We start from the raw sequence: 15,448 nt of genomic DNA, 5'->3' as shown, positions 1-15,448 counted from the left end.
CGGTGCGTGAACGCGTCGCTATGGGAGGAAGATATGCGAGTTCTATTTGGTGTGGCTGCAGCCATCCTGCTGGTGGCCTGTTCTCCGGGCACACAGACGAATATTCCTGAATCCATGGCCAAGGCTCCGCCGAAGGGCGAGGCGACGGATACGACCCGCGCAGCAAATGCGGCTGTGGCTGACCGCCTGCCTCTGGAAGACACTTCCGATTTTGTTGACGCAACGCGCGATCTGCTGGCGCAGCTGAAACAGGACACGATCAACGACGCCGATGGTAATGTCGTTTGGCAGGTCAGCCGTCGGGACTTCATTGACGGGGACAGCCCCGACACAGTGAATCCATCGCTTTGGAGGCAGGAGCGTCTGAACTCCGAACATGGCCTGTTTGAAGTCATGGATGGGATCTATCAGGTTCGAGGGTATGACCTCGCGGTCATGTCGGTCATCCGGGGCGATACTGGCTGGATCATTGTAGACCCGCTGCTCAGTCAGGAGACAGCTGCGGCTGCTTTGGGACTGGTCAATGACACGCTGGGGAATCGCCCCGTCACGGGCGTGATCTATACCCATTCCCATGGTGACCACTTCGGCGGTGTGCGCGGTGTGATCGACGAAGCCGACATCGAAGCGCGCGGTGTACCCGTGCTCGCACCAGTTGGCTTTACGGAATCCGCCGTCGCCGAGAATTTGCTGGCCGGGAACTATATGAGCCGACGAGCTGTGCTGATGTTTGGCAATACGTTACCCAGCGGCCCGACCGGGCAGGTAGGCGTGGGGCTGGGGCCAGCGCTTTCCCAAGGCACGATCGGTCTGATCGCGCCGACAGAAGAGGTACCAGGCCGTGGAACCGTTCGCGTGGTAGACGGAGTTACGTTTGAGTTCGTCGATGCGGCGGGTACCGAAGCGCCTGCGGAATTCATGTTCTATCTACCGGACTTCAACGCGCTCTGCACGGCCGAAGTCGCGACAGCAACGTTCCACAATGCACTCACCTTGCGAGGCGCAAAGGTTCGCGACCTGCTCGAATGGAGCCGAGTGATCGACTATGTTTTGACTGAATATGGAGGACGGTCGGACGTCGTTTTCGCATCGCACCATTGGCCGACATTCGGGCAGGAGAATGTCGAGACCTTCCTGCGGGGTCAGCGCGATATTTATCGGTATACGCATGACCAGACTGTTCGCCGAGCCAATCGCGGTGAAACCCAGTTCGAAATTGCCGAAGAACTCGCTGAACCTGCGGTGCAATCAGAGAATTTCGATACGCGTGGTTACTACGGCACGCTGAACCATAATGCGAAAGCCGTCTATCAAGGGTATTTCGGGTGGTGGGATGGTGTGCCGGCGACGTTCAATGCACATCCACTGGAAGCGAAGGCCAGTCGGTTCATCAAGGCCGTTGGCGGCGAAGAGGCGGCCATCGTCATTGGGCAGGAAGCCTTCGAGGAAGGCGACTATCGTTGGGCTGCCGAAGTTTTGAACTATGCGGTCTTTGCCAATCCTCAGAATCAGGTTGCGCGAGACTGGCTGGCTGCGAGCTATGAGCAGATGGGCTTTCAGGCAGAAAGCGGCGCGTGGCGCGATTTCTATCTAACGGGAGCGCAGGAGCTTCGTAACGGCCTTGCCGATGCCGGAGCGGTGCGCACCCGAAGCCGTGAGTTCGTCGAGGGGGTGCCCACGATTGAACTATTCAATGCGCTAGCCGTTCGCTATGCGCCCGAAAAGCTCAGCAGGGAGCCGTTCGAACTGAACTTCCAGTTTACGGACATCGAGGAGGAATTCGTCATTGATGTAGGGAATGCCACGGCCTTCCCACGCCCCGGTGTCCAGTCCGATGATGCCGTGGCAACGCTTACCCTGTCGCGCGATGCCTTCAATGACCTGATTCTGCAAACCCGCAGCTTTCGCGAGATCGCCGCTGCCGGGGAGGCGTCAATCGAGGGTGACCCCACCGCACTGCTCGCCTGGTTCTCGGCGCTGGAGACTCCGGACTTCTGGTTCAACGTCGTGGAGCCTTAGGCGGCGTCAGTCTTCCAACTGGTCACGGAAAAAGTCAGCGATCATCGGCGCGACCTTGTCACCTTTGGCGCCCAGACGATCATTCAGGCTCTTGTGATCGCGGTTCTTGACGAGGCGCGCTTCGGCCTTGTGTCCGGCGCTGTTCAGCGCTTCCGCCAATTCCTTGGCGCGGCTCGGCGCGACAGCTCGGTTCACATAGAGCAGGAGGAAAGGTGGGATGTCGGTTGTTTCTTCTACCAGTAGGGTCGGGGAGGCAGCCGTCCAGACGTCTGGGTCATCGCTGGTAAAGGTGGAGTGGTAGAATTCGGGGATATCGCCATCACTGCCGGTGCGAGCCATATTGTAGGCGGCGCTATCCATGGCGACGACGCCTTTGATCACGCCTGGCGTCAGATCAAATGCGTCCAGATAGTCCGGATCGATCGCAGTGAGCGCTGCCATATGAGCCCCGGCAGAGTGACCCATCAGGAAGATACTGTTCGGGTCGCCCCCGAACTCTGTTGCGTGCTCATGGAAGTATGCGATCGCGGCGGCCGTATCCTGCTGTTGGGCGGGGAAGGGATGTGCGGGCGACAGGCGGTAATTTACGGCAATGAAGACAAAGCCCTGATCGTTGAAATAACGCGCCTGAAACATGCCCAATGCGCTCAGCTTGTTGCCAAAGGTCCAAGCGCCGCCATGCATCATGAGAATCACCGGCGCATTGTCCGCATCATCAGGAATGTAGACATCAGCCCGTACGTCGCCGGGATCAAGACCTGGCGCATCTGCATATATTACATCCCTCACCACTTTAGCATTTGCTGGTGGGGCAAACGCGAAAGCCGAAATCAGGGCAAGAAGAATGGCACTGAAGAAACGCATGAATATCTTGTCTCGTAAGGCGGGAATGGAACGCATGGGTATCGGTTTGGTGCCGATCATTCTGCACTAAACCGTATGGCGCCACCCCTACGAGGGAAATATGCCAAAACTGTGGGCAAGCCTGTGAACAAGTGCGGTTTGCCGCAGTCAAACATCTTGCGGCAATGGCATCAATGAGGCACTATATATGGTGTAGATTGTCCCAGAAAACGCAGTAAATGACGTAGGAGGCCCTGATGGCTGACGGAAATTCCAATGTGCCCGGACTGCTGACCCCGAGCCGGGCGTACAAGCCCTTCCGTTACCCGTGGGCGTATGACTTCTGGAAGGTCCAGCAGCAGGTACACTGGATGCCGGAAGAAGTGCCCCTCGGCGAGGATTGCAAGGATTGGGCGGTGAAGCTCAATGATTCCGAGCGCAATCTGCTGACCCAGATCTTCCGCTTCTTCACCCAGTCTGACGTCGAAGTCGGTGCGAACTATATGGAGCATTACATGCCCCTGTTCAAACCGACTGAAGTGTCGATGATGCTGGCCTCGTTCTCCAATATGGAGACGATCCATATCGCGGCGTATGCTTTGCTGCTCGAAACCATCGGCATGCCCGACTCGGAATTCTCGGCCTTCATGGAATATGAGGAGATGGCCGCCAAGCACGACTATCTCGGCCAGTTTGGCACAGAAACGAATGAAGACATTGCTGTTTCCATGGCGGTCTTTGGCGGCTTCACGGAAGGCCTTCAGCTGTTCGCCAGTTTCGCGATGTTGATGAACTTCCCGCGCTTCAACAAGATGAAGGGCATGGGCCAGATCGTGTCCTGGTCTGTACGGGATGAGTCGCTGCACTGCGAAGGCATGATCAAGCTGTTCCACACGTTCTGTGCTGAGACCGGCGTCATGAATGACGCGCTGCGCGAGCGGATTCGCGAGTGCTGTCGCACCGTCGTGACGCTGGAAGACAAATTTATCGAACTCGCATTCGAAATGGGTCCGGTCGAAGGCATGACCGCCGACGATATCAAGCAGTACATTCGCTACATCGCGGACTGGCGTCTCGGCCAGCTGAAGCTTGAGCCGGTGTTCGGTGTGACCAAGCACCCGATCCCATGGCTGACGGAAATCCTGAACGGGGTAGAGCACGCAAACTTCTTTGAGCAGCGTGCAACCGAATATTCCAAAGGTGCGACCAGCGGTGACTGGCACGGCGATGATGGCGTGTGGTCAAAGTTCGACACGCGCAAGCCTGCGGACGCGACCGTCGGTTAGCATTTGGCCGCCGCTTTCAAGCGAGATTAAAAAGGCGCGCGGTCTGAATGGATCGTGCGCCTTTTACATTGTGGCCAAGGTTGCTTCTGAAGCAAATGCCCCGCCGAATGCAATGAGGGGCTGCCCGTGGCCCTGGGCAGCCCCTCCAACGCTATTCCGGGAGGAAAAGGTCTAGCGTTGTCCCGCGTCAGCGACGAGGGTTACAGCTTGGCGCGCAAAGACAGGCGCGGTCGGGAGGCTGGAGATTTCCTGCTTGTCCAGGATCTTCTTCAAAGCAGCCTTCTTGATATTCTTGGTACATGTACGGTCTACAACCGGTTGGCTGGTGACCGGGGAGCGTGTTGAGCAGGCTTCCTTGGCTTGCGCCTCGATGGATTCGAGAACGACAGCTGCGCCAGCGTCGGATGCCAGCAGGGCCTTGTCATAGGCAATTTCTACAGTGATGGGTTTGCCTTCTGCATTTGCAGCAGCAGGAACGATGATCGCGGCGGCCATCAGGACCGGGATGATGAACTTTTTCATGTCAAAACTACCTTCAGAGTTAGCGACGGCGTGATTGCCGACAGGGAACTCCTCCCGCCCCATGCGACGTCATTGTTCTGTTCTCCCCACAGTGACACCGAAGCGTCATGGCCTTTCCGTGCGGGATTGACGTTTCATGTTGCACCGCAACAAAAGCGCATGTTTCCGCATGGCTCAAGTGAAAGGTGCACGGCAGAAAGTCATAGCTGGGTTGCGCCTCATGTTTGCACGAAGGCTGTGCGGGTCGTGCTCATTTGTTTGTCATATGCGACCGGCTCAGGCTCGTAGATTGACAGAACGTCGCAATCCCGCCATTTGACGCCATGTCGAAATTGAACACACCCGAACACGTTATAGATGCGCTGGAAAACCTGTATTCCGACGCCGTTTCCGCCCTGTCCTCGGCCCTGGACATGTTCCTTCATTCCGGAAAGCCACCGGCGCCCGCGCTGCGCGAATCCGGCGCGTTCTGCTATCCGCAAATCAGGATCGTCTACAATCCCGACGGACCACCCCCGCCGATTTCGCGCGCCTTCGGCAAGATGTCAGAAGCTGGCACATATGTTTCCACCATCACGAGGCCGGACTTTTTCCGCGACTATCTGACAGAACAGCTCTCCCTGTTGATGCGGGACTATGACATTGATGTGTATGTCGAGCAGTCGGATTCCGAAATTCCGTATGCCTATGTGTGGGAGCAGGGGCAGGCCAGTGGACTTGACGAGATCTCGCCAGCTGAACTGGCGCGTCACTTCCCAAGTCCAAACCTTGCCGATATTGGTGATGAAGTGGCCGATGGGGAGCTATACGAGCCCTATGAAACCCATCCACTGGCATTGTTCGACGCGCAGCGAGTCGATTTCTCTCTGAAGCGGCTGCAACATTATTGCGGTACGCCCGTTGAGCATTTCCAGCATTATGTGCTGTTCACGAACTATCACCGTTACGTCGATGCGTTTTGTGACTGGGCGTTGGACAAGCTGACAGAAGACAATCACTACACGTCTCTATCTGTTCCGGGCGGGTTGGAGGTCTCTGAGCCCACCGACACGTCCCGAACGGAAATCGATGCTTCACCTTGGCGCCGATTCCAGATGCCAGCCTATCATTTGCGCGCGCCGAATGGCGGCGGCATCACATTGGTGAATATCGGTGTCGGTCCGTCCAATGCCAAGACCATCACAGACCATCTCGCTGTGTTGCGGCCTGAAGTCTGGCTGATGGTTGGCCATTGTGGCGGGCTGCGCCATAGTCAGGCAATCGGAGACTATGTGTTGGCGCATGCCTATTTGCGAGAAGACCATGTGCTCGACGCTGTTCTACCGCCGGAAATTCCCGTGCCGCCAATTGCCGAAGTGCAAGTCGCGCTGCAACAGGCGGCTGCGTCTGTGACGGGTGAGGACGAGAAACAGTTGAAACGGCGGTTGCGGACCGGAACGGTTGTGACCACGGATGATCGGAACTGGGAACTGCGCTTCTCTGCGTCCGCGCGCCGGTTCAACAAATCCCGAGCAATTGCGATCGATATGGAAAGCGCGACAATTGCTGCGAATGGCTTCCGCCTGCGCGTTCCATATGGTGTGCTGCTCTGCGTATCGGACAAACCTCTCCACGGTGAGATCAAGCTGCCGGGTGCGGCGAACCGCTTTTATGAGCGGGCCATTGGCGAGCATATTCGTATCGGAATAGAAACACTGGAACGTTTGTCGGCGGACAAAGGTGCGAAGCTGCACAGCCGCAAACTGCGCGCCTTTGATGAGCCACCGTTCAGATAGGCAGAGCCGTCTGGCAACAAAAAAAGGCGCAAGGCCCGGAAAACCGAAAACCTTGCGCCTTCGCCCGGGCTCACCTGAGCCCAAGCCTGTCTACTGCAGTTTGGTAATCTTTGTGCCTTCAATGCTGATGCCAGCCATCAGGCCTTTCTGGTCGAAAACAAATGCGTACGCGTCTTCCTTCAGTGTAGACGTGGAGAGGTTTTCTGCAACGCCCGCATTCACAAGAACCACAGTTGGTCCGACGCCGATCTCCCAGCCTTCGGATTTCTTGAGGTAGTCCACCGCATCATCATTCATCAGGAAGACAGCATAACCATATGACTGTGCGCCAGCCTGCAGCCCCCAGGACCCGGTGAATGAGCTGTAGTAATCAACAGTCGATCCACCACGGATCAGCTCGCCTTCGCCATACGCTCCGCCGACCCCCAGTCCGGCCTTGACCATGGATGGGAAGACCAGAACCGCGCGAGACTGGCTGTTTATGGCGCGGGCAGCGGCGTTCTCGCTGACCAGCTTGTTGAGAGCGGCGCGGCTCCCAGCGTCAATCTGCGCGCGGTCCACTTCGTCTGGGAGGGATGAGCAGGCGCTGAGGCCGAGGGAAGTACTGGCGGCGAGGCAACCTGCAAGCAGGGCAGAACGAAACTTCATCATGGACTTTGCTCCTTCATGACATCAGTACGCTTGAACTCCGGATTCCGGGCAAGGTTCCCGGAAGCGAGACACAAGATACCGCACTTTCGTTGACTTGTATCAATCAGCTGATCGGCTTTCCACCGGTTACGCCAATGATTTCGCCGCTGATATAGCTCGACTCCTGCGAGGCGAGGAAGACAAAGGTGGGTGCTAGTTCCGCTGGCTGGCCCGGCCGACCCATGGGCGTGCCCTTTCCGAATTCCTGCACTTTTTCCTGTGTTTGTCCGCCGGAGGGCTGGAGCGGCGTCCAGAATGGGCCCGGGGCAACGCCGTTAACGCGGACGCCGCGCTCGATCGCACCCTGAGCAATGGCCTCGGTGAAACCGCGAATGGCAAACTTGCTGGTGGCGTAGTCGAGCAGATAGGGAGCTGGGCTGAAGCCCTGATTGGACGTAACATTGATGATGGCCGCGCCGGGCGGCATGAGGGGGAGCGCAGCCTTGGTCAGCCAGAACATGGCATAGACATTGGTCTTCATGGTTTCATCGAACTGTTCATCGGAAATGTCTTCGATGCCCGGTTGGCGCACCTGCTTGCCCGCATTGTTCACCAGAATGTCGAGTCCGCCCATTCTCTCATGGGCTTCCTTGATCAGGGTATTGCAGAATTCCTTGTCGGTCAGATTGCCGGGCATGCGGTGTACGGCGTGGCCTTCGCCTTCCAGCAGGTCGCAGACCCAGTCGGCGTCTTCTTTCTCTTCGGGAAGGTAGTTGATGCAGATCTCTGCCCCTTCGCGGGCATAGGCGATGGCAATTGCGCGACCGATCCCCGAATCGCCACCGGTGATCAGTGCCTTGCGGTCCTTCAGGCGGCCGAAGCCCTGATAGCTGTTCTCGCCATGATCTGCTTTTGGCTCCATCTTGTGATCGAACCCTGGCTTGTCCTGCGGTTGCTTGGGGAAGGGCGGTTGTGGGTACTGCGTTCTTGGGTCACGCATGTCATATTGGGATTTGACGGTCTCGGTCATGGGGGCCTCTTTGAATTGGTGTGTCTCAATTCAACAGCGCCCAGGCCAACCGGTTCCCCTCATATTTCAGTCTCTGGTGGTTTCCCCTTGGACTCTCGGATTGCCGCGTCGTGAACGCAGCCTGAATGATCGACCCGGCCAATATTCAGGCTGGGTCCGGCTTTTGCCAGTCATGTGGCTGAAAAGAAGGGGAATAAACCATGCAAGACTGGTTCGATCAGATTGACATAAATCGGTATCTTCCGTCGGCGCTCTCGTGGGCGACCAATATCCTGCTCGCCCTGCTCATCTTGATTATAGGGTTCTGGATCGCCGGACGGGTCGGCAAGAGCATCCGAAATGCGGGTGAACGCAATGAGCGGTTGGACGACACGCTGTTTCGCTTCATGGGGAGCGTCGCGAAGTACGTTATCCTCGCTTTTGTCATCATTGCGGTCTTGAACCGTTTTGGCGTTGAGACGACCTCCATCGTGGCGCTGCTCGGCGCGGCCAGCCTCGCGGTCGGCCTGGCTCTGCAGGGAGCGATGTCGAATCTCGCGGCGGGGGTCATGCTGATGGTGTTCCGCCCCTACAGGGTGGGCGATTTCATTGACGCGGCTGGGAAGTTTGGGAAGGTGGACGAGATCACCCTGTTCACCACAGTGCTTCAGACATTCGACAATCAGCAGATCATTATTCCCAACGGCCAGATCTGGGGCGACCAGATCATCAATCACAGCCACCACCCGGTACGCGGTGTGGATATGCATTTCGGCGTGGCCTATGGCGAAGACATCGACAAGGCCCGCGCGACCATCGACAAGGTGCTGGCCGATCATCCTCACATCCTGAAGGATCCTGCACCCTTCGTTGAGGTCGAGACCCTCAATGACAGCTCGGTAGACTTCATCGTGCGGCCATTCTGTGAGGGCGCGCATTACTTCGATGTGCGCTATTCGCTTCCCGAGCAGGTGAAGAAGGCGCTGGATGCAGCTGGCATCGAGATTCCATTTCCCCATCGCAAGGTGATTGTGGTCAACGAAAACAGCTGAGCGGAAGGGGAGGGTCACAAAACCTTCCCCGACGCCCATCTGGACGATTGCGGCGTGGCGCGGTACCTCGCATCACATGACAGAGAGAATCTACACGCTTCAAGGCGTCCGCAACTTTCGTGACTTTGGCGGCTATGCTTCCCGCCACGGTGGACAGGTAAAGCGCGGTCGGTTGTTCCGATCCGGGCACTATGCCGAGGCCACCGAAGAAGACCTGAGGGCACTTGGCGCACTGGGTATCCATCTGCAGGCAGACCTCCGCCGCCCGGACGAGCGCGAACGCAACGTGGCGCGCTGGTCTGCGCCCAATACGCTGACCCATGATGGGGGCCGGGAGCATGAAGCGCCGCATGCGCAATTCCTGAAGAAGGTCGAAGCGGATGCGCAAAAGGCCGATGACTGGATGAACGACTATTACGCGCTGGCGCCGTTCAAGGCTCATCACGCTGAGCTGTTCTCTGGCTGGTTTGAGCACCTGGCCGGGCTGGAGGGTGACTCCGCGGGGCTCGTGAATTGCGCGGCTGGCAAGGATCGGACGGGCATTCTCTGCGCGCTCACGCATCACATTCTCGGTGTCGAGGAAGCCGATCTTCGGGCCGATTACGAACTGACCAACACGGCGGTGAATGTCGACGAGTTCCTGCCGCAGGCGGCAGCCTTCTTCAACGAGCAAGTTGGGAAGATCTATGAGCCCGAAGTGTTCCGACCGTTTCTCGGCGTGCGGCTGCGTTATCTCGATACCGCCTTCAACGTGATTCACGACAAGCATGGAACCGTCGATGCCTATCTGGCGGATGTGCTGGGTGTGGATGACGTCGCGCAGGAGCGCTTGCGAGCCCGATTGCTCGAGACCTAATCCTGCTGTGAGTAAATGAGATGAGCCCGCCCCATTGCGGCAGGGCCGCATGAGTCGCTAAAGTCCCGGCTGATGAGCGATTCCGAACTCCCCGAAGAACGCGACGACCAGACCTTCTCGATGTTCGGGGAGGATGAGGCGCCGAAATCGGCCGAATATCAGGTGCTCGCGCGCAAATACCGGCCCCGCCGGTTCGAGGACCTGATCGGCCAGGAAGCCATGGTCCGCACGCTTTCGAATGCTTTCGAGACGGGCCGAGTGGCGCATGCCTTCATGCTGACCGGCGTGCGCGGCGTGGGAAAGACGACGACCGCCCGCCTGCTGGCGAGGGCCCTGAACTATCAGTCAGACGATCATGACGGCCCGTCGATCCGGCTCGACCCGAAGGGCGAGCATTGCGATGCCATTATGGCGAGCCGTCATCCGGACGTGCTGGAACTTGACGCCGCCAGCCGCACCGGCGTTGCCGACATGCGCGACCTGCTGGACGGGGCACGCTACGCACCGGTCTCGGCGCGGCACAAGGTCTACATCATCGATGAGGTTCACATGCTGTCGACGGCCGCGTTCAACGCGCTGCTGAAAACGCTGGAAGAGCCGCCCCCTCATGTGAAGTTCATCTTCGCAACTACTGAGATCCGCAAAGTGCCGATCACGGTACTGTCGCGCTGCCAGCGGTTTGACCTGAAACGGCTCGATGCCGTGAATTTGTCTGAACATCTCGGTCGGGTCGCCACGCATGAAGGGGCGAAAGTCTCGGAAGAGGGACTCGCTTTGATCGCCCGGGCTGCCGAAGGTTCCGTTCGCGACGGCCTCTCGATTCTCGATCAGGCCATCGTGCAGACCATGGATGGCGAAGAAGTCACTGGCGCGGCGGTGCGTGACATGCTGGGCCTCGGCGACCGGGCGCGCCTGCTGGATGCGTTCGAGAAAGCGATCTCCGGCAGTGCTGCAGAGGCGCTGGCCGAGGTGAAAGACCAGATTCATGCAGGTGCTGATCCGGCGGTTATCCTGAAAGACCTGATGGATGTCTGTGCCGATGTCTCCGTAGCTCAGGCCACGGGGGGAGAGTTCCAGTCTGCCGGGCCCGCCGAATGGACCCAGCGCACATTGGCCATGGCGCAGAAACTGACCGCTGCGCAGGCCGCGCGCTACTGGCAGATCCTGCTCTCCGGGTTTAATGACCTCCAGACGGCGCCTGACACGGCGACCGCGCTGAACATGATCATCCTGCGCCTTGCGGCGGCGGCAAACCTTCCGTCACCGGAGGAGGCTGCGCGCATGATCGCCGAGTCAGGCGGTGCGCCGGGAAAGTCTGAACAACATGGCATGGCCCCGTCTCCCGCCGGCGGGCTGGAGAGCTTTGCCCAAATTGTCACCTATCTGGGTGAGCACCGGGAAGTGAACCTGCAGGTCGAGTTGGAGCGATACATTCGGCCAGGTCCTGTGCGCTACGGCTATTTCTCATGCGAACTTGAAGACAATGCACCAAACGATTTGCTCGCCCGGCTAAAGGCGTTCCTCGAACGCGACACAGGCGATGACTGGGTCGTCGAGCAGATCCGTACCAATGCCGAAACAATGCGCCAGACGGAAATTCGGACGCGCGAGGAATTGTTTGCCTCAGCGGCGGCGCACCCGGCTGTGGCAGACGCCTTGAAGAGTATTCCCGGCATTACCATTGTTGACGTGACCGAGCCTGCCGCAAGCGACGGCAACGTTATTGACCTGAACTCCAGACGATCGGCCTGAAGGAGGCCCGCTTCCCATGAAAGACCTTGGCAAGATCATGCAACAGGCCCAGCAGATGCAGGCCAAAATGCAGGAAGCGCAGGAAAAGATCGAATCGACCGAGGCCGAAGGGGTCGCCGGGGCGGGTCTTGTGTCGGTGCGCCTCAAGGGCAAGGGCGATATGGTCAGTGTCAGGATTGACCCATCATTGATGAATGATGATGCCGAAATCGTTGAAGACCTTATCAAGGCTGCGCATTCGGATGCGCGCAAGCGTCTGGATGAAGCCATGGAAAAGGCTATGAAGGATGCGACGCAAGGTCTTGGCGGGGGCATGTTGCCCGGCTTCAAGCTACCGTTTTAGGGGCGACTCAGTAGAGTTCCGGTTCCTTCGTGCTGAAGGCCGAGGCCAGCCAGCCACGATGGAAGACGCCGCGCATCGCCCAGAAATTCCGCTTTTGTGTGGACCAGAAGAAGATGCCAGCCATCGCGTAACAAAAAACAATCTTCGCCAGCGAAGCGAGCACAGTAATGGTCAGCGTAACCGTGTTGCGTGTGGTCAGGGAGTGGTAGCCGAAACTCATCCCTGAACGGAATTTGCGCTGGCGGATCCATTCGGAGTCCAGGCGCTTCGGGTCTACCGCTTCATGCACGATCGCCGCTTCGCTTATGCCAAACTTGGCGCCTGCATACCAGAGCCTGAAAAAGAACTCAGTGTCTTCGCCACCAGTCTTGCCTTTTTCGATCAGAAAGCGCTGGCCTTTCACGATAGGGGAACTGGCGCGCATCAGAGCGTTGCAGGTATGTCCGGTTTGCACCACGCCGCCTCGGCGTACAGGGACATTCGAATGGTAATCCTGCTGGCGCATCCAGTTAGGCGCCGTCTCAGGATAAACGGCGATGGCTGGGCCGAAGACAGCGTCCAGAGAATTCACGCGTGCCATCTGGAGCAGGGAGGCCAGCCAATCCGGTTCTGCCACTTCATCGTCATCGATGAAAGCAATCCATTGGGCGGTGGCGGCATCCAAACCGGCGTTTCTCGCGATCGAAATGTTGTTTGCGGGGGCATGAATGTATTTGACGGGCATGGACAAGTTTGCCGCGACGGCCTCGACCCGGTCGCGGGCCGATGGAGTTTCGTCATTGTCGATAACAATTGCGCGCGCCGATACGCCGTCCGGCAGGGTTTGCCGGTCGAGCGATCGCAGCGTGTCCTCAATTGAAGGCCTGCGATAGGTGCAGACGCAAATATCGATAGTCAATTCGGCGACCTCATAGGGGGCTTCATACGCGTCAAACATGTCGGGATACTTGCCAGCAAGTCCCATGCCACGCATGCGTGATTCCTCCAGATGGGAACAGTGTCAGAACTCTGTATCCTGGCTGGATGTGGCTATCAGCTCGTTTATAAGGCGTTCCGCATCATCGGGGGTGCGTGGATCCTGAGCAACAAGGGTGCGCGACCATACCAGATCATCAGTCCCTTGGGCGAACAGGGCGATTTGAGCCGTCTGGTCTATACCATCTGGACCTGGAACGCCGCCGAACATGAGGTTTAGACCGCCTTGCAACAGCTTACTGGCGGAGCTTTCCACATCGAATCTAACCTGGATAAGAGCGACCAGATGCTCTGGTGTGTCGACTTCGGAGGTCTGAACCGGACCAGGATTGACCGCAGCCTCCTCCAGCTTGATCGCAAGGAATTTTGCTCGTTCTTGTCCTTCGTCAGATTGATCGAACGCATCGGCTGGAACCGCGTTCGACAAGGCGTTGGCAAGGTTAATGCGAGCCGTTTCTGAGGAGTCCGATTGCGGTTCTCGCTGGCCAGAAGCAGTAACCAAAGTGACTTCGGCCAGCGGCGGCAGGTATGTTATTGCGCCGGTTGGTGGCAGTTCTGCTTGAGATATTGGGCCAGGTGCTGATGCACAGGCCCCCAGCGTCAAAAACAGACTCATCCATATCAGTCGCATCTCGCTGCCCTTGTGCCATCCCGGTGGAAAAGAGGATCAGCCTGAGCGGGAAGTCAAGCGGTGGGCAAACCACAGCGTTCAATAGACAATGCGGCATGTTCCTTATATGTTCTGAGCAGAATCGTGCGAGGATGCCCGTATGGACCCAATCATCATTATCGGCGGGGCCGGCTTTGACGTCGTGCACCTTGTTCTGTTCCTCCTGGCTCTCGCCTTGGCGGGCACGGCCTGGTGGCTTGCCAGCAAGTTCGGCGCGAAGACGGAGCGGCTGACACTGGACCTTGAGCGTGCGACCGATGAACTTGTCGAGGCGAAACAGCGCATCCGCACGCTGGAAGAGGTCTCGCGCAAGGCAGAGCTGGAGCTGGCCGAGGCGAAAGCCCGCAGCGCCGAGGATGAACGCAAGTTTGGCGAAATGGCGCAGGGTGTCCTCGAGCGCGCGAACAAGCAGTTTCTGCAGCTTGCGGATGAGAGATTCCAGCGACACAAGGAAGGCGCTGAAGGGCATCTCAAGGAGCTGATGAAGCCGATCGGCGAGAATTTCGATGCCTTTAAGAAACGGGTCGACGAAATCGAAAAAGTCCGCACCCAAGACAAGTCTCTTTTGTCGGAACAGGTCAAGGCGATTGGGGAAAGCCTGCACCGCAACACGCAGGAGACCGGCAAGCTGGTCAACGCGTTGACGGCTCCAAAGGGCGGCGGGCGCTGGGGGGAGATGACCTTGAGAAACGTCATGGAGCAGGCCGGCCTGTCTGCGCATTGCGACTTCTCCGAACAGGTGCATGACCAGACGGAGGAGGGACGCCAGCGACCGGATGCGATCATCCGTCTTCCGGGCGAGCGACAGATCGTGATCGACTCCAAAGTCTCGCTCGCCTCCTATATGGCGGCGGTTGAAGCCGAGGATCCGGCCCAGAAGGTCGTTCATCTGAAGGCTCATGCGACCAGCGTCCAGCGGCATGTGAGCACGCTGGCCTCAAAGGACTACCAGTCGAATCTGGGCAATCGCTTTGACTATATTGCGATGTTCATTCCCGGAGAGAATTTCTTCGCGGCGGCGCTTGAGCATTCTCCGGACCTGATTGAAAAGGCCATGAGCCGGCAAGTGATTGTGACGACGCCGACCACGCTGATCGCACTGGCCCGGACGGTGGCCCATCTCTGGCGCCAGCATCACCAGAATGAAAATGCGATGGCCGCGGCGGAACTGGGTGCAGAGCTTTACAGTCGGATGGGTGTAATGCTCGGCCATATCGAGAGACTCGGAAAATCGCTGAACGGCTCGGTGGACCATTTCAACTCCGCGATGGGATCGTTCGACAAACGAGTCCTCCCGACCCTGCGCAAGTTCGAGGACATGGAGATCGCCCCGCCCGCCAAGACGCTGGCTGAGCCCAAGCAGATCGAGAACAGGGCGAATGTATCGGAGAATACAGGGGAGCTGGACTTTGGCGGCGCCAAGAAGCCGCTGGCGGCGGAATGACGGCCAAGTGTTGACCAGAGGTCCCTGCGTGCATATCTGAAAAGCATGGCTATCAGAGAAATCCTCACCGTCCCTGACCCGCGTCTGAAGGAAGTATCGAAGCCCGTCGAGGGCGGCGTCACCGACGAGATTCGCGCGCTCATGGATGACATGCTGGAAACCATGTATGACGCGCCGGGTATTGGCCTCGCGGCGATTCAGGTCGGCGTGCCGTTGCGCGTGATTGTGATGGATCTCGCAAAAGAGGGCGAAGAGCCCCAGCCGCGCTATTT

General features: G+C 58.2%; 15 protein-coding genes. 9 read left to right on the top strand and 6 right to left on the bottom strand.

The genetic code is table 11. From position 1 onward, the window contains the following. The first annotated feature begins 33 nt into the window (after nt 1-33). Complete coding sequence (locus tag B2344_RS04010; RefSeq protein WP_290484712.1) at nt 34-2,019, top strand: alkyl/aryl-sulfatase; 1,986 nt, start codon at nt 34-36, stop codon at nt 2,017-2,019. A 6-nt stretch (nt 2,020-2,025) separates the two neighbouring features. Here B2344_RS04010 and B2344_RS04005 read toward each other — a convergent pair whose 3' ends face one another. Then, nucleotides 2,026-2,808, bottom strand: a complete 783-nt coding sequence (locus tag B2344_RS04005; protein WP_206992343.1) for an alpha/beta hydrolase — start codon at nt 2,806-2,808, stop codon at nt 2,026-2,028. 311 nt (nt 2,809-3,119) lie between these two features. Here B2344_RS04005 and B2344_RS04000 point away from each other — a divergent pair, with 311 nt between their 5' ends. Next, entirely contained in the window at nt 3,120-4,148 is a 1,029-nt protein-coding gene (locus tag B2344_RS04000) for a ribonucleotide-diphosphate reductase subunit beta (protein WP_206992344.1), read from the top strand. Nucleotides 4,149-4,319: 171 nt separating this feature from the next. On the opposite strand, the gene B2344_RS03995 is transcribed toward B2344_RS04000, so the two are convergent. After that, nucleotides 4,320-4,670, bottom strand: coding sequence for a UrcA family protein (locus B2344_RS03995; protein WP_206992345.1), 351 nt, complete (start codon nt 4,668-4,670; stop codon nt 4,320-4,322). A 323-nt stretch (nt 4,671-4,993) separates the two neighbouring features. Between B2344_RS03995 and B2344_RS03990 the strand changes: the two genes are divergently transcribed. Beyond that, nucleotides 4,994-6,445 carry an AMP nucleosidase gene (locus B2344_RS03990; protein ID WP_206992346.1) on the top strand — a complete coding sequence of 484 codons (1,452 nt, stop codon included), beginning with the start codon at nt 4,994-4,996 and terminating at the stop codon, nt 6,443-6,445. A 90-nt stretch (nt 6,446-6,535) separates the two neighbouring features. Here the strand turns inward: B2344_RS03990 and B2344_RS03985 are convergent, their stop codons facing one another. Next, nucleotides 6,536-7,096: a YSC84-related protein gene (locus tag B2344_RS03985; protein ID WP_206992347.1), complete on the bottom strand. Its 561-nt coding sequence runs from the start codon at nt 7,094-7,096 to the stop codon at nt 6,536-6,538. Between the two features lie 103 nt (nt 7,097-7,199). Further along, the gene (locus B2344_RS03980; RefSeq protein ID WP_290481560.1) at nt 7,200-8,105 is read right to left on the bottom strand and encodes an SDR family oxidoreductase; all 906 of its coding nucleotides are present in this window, start codon (nt 8,103-8,105) and stop codon (nt 7,200-7,202) included. Nucleotides 8,106-8,305: 200 nt separating this feature from the next. Between B2344_RS03980 and B2344_RS03975 the strand changes: the two genes are divergently transcribed. From B2344_RS03975 to B2344_RS03960, 4 genes are all read left to right on the top strand, one after another. Beyond that, the gene (locus B2344_RS03975; RefSeq protein ID WP_290484711.1) at nt 8,306-9,136 is read left to right on the top strand and encodes a mechanosensitive ion channel family protein; all 831 of its coding nucleotides are present in this window, start codon (nt 8,306-8,308) and stop codon (nt 9,134-9,136) included. Nucleotides 9,137-9,212: 76 nt separating this feature from the next. After that, a complete protein-coding gene (locus B2344_RS03970) occupies nt 9,213-9,992 on the top strand; it encodes a tyrosine-protein phosphatase (RefSeq protein WP_290481561.1) in 780 nt (259 codons plus the stop codon). Nucleotides 9,993-10,064: 72 nt separating this feature from the next. Next, nucleotides 10,065-11,744, top strand: a complete 1,680-nt coding sequence (locus tag B2344_RS03965) for a DNA polymerase III subunit gamma/tau (RefSeq protein ID WP_290484710.1) — start codon at nt 10,065-10,067, stop codon at nt 11,742-11,744. 16 nt (nt 11,745-11,760) lie between these two features. Then, entirely contained in the window at nt 11,761-12,087 is a 327-nt protein-coding gene (locus B2344_RS03960; protein ID WP_206992351.1) for a YbaB/EbfC family nucleoid-associated protein, read from the top strand. Nucleotides 12,088-12,094: 7 nt separating this feature from the next. On the opposite strand, the gene B2344_RS03955 is transcribed toward B2344_RS03960, so the two are convergent. Then, nucleotides 12,095-13,060, bottom strand: coding sequence for a glycosyltransferase family 2 protein (locus tag B2344_RS03955; RefSeq protein WP_290481180.1), 966 nt, complete (start codon nt 13,058-13,060; stop codon nt 12,095-12,097). Nucleotides 13,061-13,087: 27 nt separating this feature from the next. Further along, complete coding sequence (locus tag B2344_RS03950) at nt 13,088-13,678, bottom strand: hypothetical protein (protein WP_290484709.1); 591 nt, start codon at nt 13,676-13,678, stop codon at nt 13,088-13,090. 154 nt (nt 13,679-13,832) lie between these two features. Here B2344_RS03950 and rmuC point away from each other — a divergent pair, with 154 nt between their 5' ends. Then, complete coding sequence (rmuC, locus tag B2344_RS03945; RefSeq protein ID WP_290482494.1) at nt 13,833-15,176, top strand: DNA recombination protein RmuC; 1,344 nt, start codon at nt 13,833-13,835, stop codon at nt 15,174-15,176. A gap of 45 nt (nt 15,177-15,221) precedes the next feature. Then, nucleotides 15,222-15,448, top strand: a 227-nt coding sequence (locus B2344_RS03940; protein ID WP_290484708.1) for a peptide deformylase, incomplete at its 3' end; no start/stop codon positions are given.

The sequence above is a fragment of the Hyphomonas sp. UBA3195 genome, from assembly GCF_002366485.1.
Classification (GTDB): Bacteria; Pseudomonadota; Alphaproteobacteria; order Caulobacterales; family Hyphomonadaceae; genus Hyphomonas.
Note: the sequence above shows the minus strand (reverse complement) of the source record. Positions and strands in the feature narration are given on the sequence as shown.

Excerpts from the sequence above, each read along its gene's own strand:
- B2344_RS04010 (WP_290484712.1), top strand. The coding sequence starts at position 34 with ATGCGAGTTCTATTTGGTGTGGCTGCAGCCATCCTGCTGGTGGCCTGT.
- B2344_RS04000 (WP_206992344.1), top strand. The coding sequence starts at position 3,120 with ATGGCTGACGGAAATTCCAATGTGCCCGGACTGCTGACCCCGAGCCGG.
- B2344_RS03990 (WP_206992346.1), top strand. The coding sequence starts at position 4,994 with ATGTCGAAATTGAACACACCCGAACACGTTATAGATGCGCTGGAAAAC.
- B2344_RS03960 (WP_206992351.1), top strand. The coding sequence starts at position 11,761 with ATGAAAGACCTTGGCAAGATCATGCAACAGGCCCAGCAGATGCAGGCC.
- B2344_RS03965 (WP_290484710.1), top strand. The coding sequence starts at position 10,065 with ATGAGCGATTCCGAACTCCCCGAAGAACGCGACGACCAGACCTTCTCG.
- B2344_RS03995 (WP_206992345.1), bottom strand. The coding sequence starts at position 4,670 with ATGAAAAAGTTCATCATCCCGGTCCTGATGGCCGCCGCGATCATCGTT.
- rmuC (WP_290482494.1), top strand. The coding sequence starts at position 13,833 with ATGGACCCAATCATCATTATCGGCGGGGCCGGCTTTGACGTCGTGCAC.
- B2344_RS03985 (WP_206992347.1), bottom strand. The coding sequence starts at position 7,096 with ATGATGAAGTTTCGTTCTGCCCTGCTTGCAGGTTGCCTCGCCGCCAGT.
- B2344_RS03950 (WP_290484709.1), bottom strand. The coding sequence starts at position 13,678 with ATGAGTCTGTTTTTGACGCTGGGGGCCTGTGCATCAGCACCTGGCCCA.
- B2344_RS03970 (WP_290481561.1), top strand. The coding sequence starts at position 9,213 with ATGACAGAGAGAATCTACACGCTTCAAGGCGTCCGCAACTTTCGTGAC.
- B2344_RS03975 (WP_290484711.1), top strand. The coding sequence starts at position 8,306 with ATGCAAGACTGGTTCGATCAGATTGACATAAATCGGTATCTTCCGTCG.
- B2344_RS03955 (WP_290481180.1), bottom strand. The coding sequence starts at position 13,060 with ATGCGTGGCATGGGACTTGCTGGCAAGTATCCCGACATGTTTGACGCG.
- B2344_RS03980 (WP_290481560.1), bottom strand. The coding sequence starts at position 8,105 with ATGACCGAGACCGTCAAATCCCAATATGACATGCGTGACCCAAGAACG.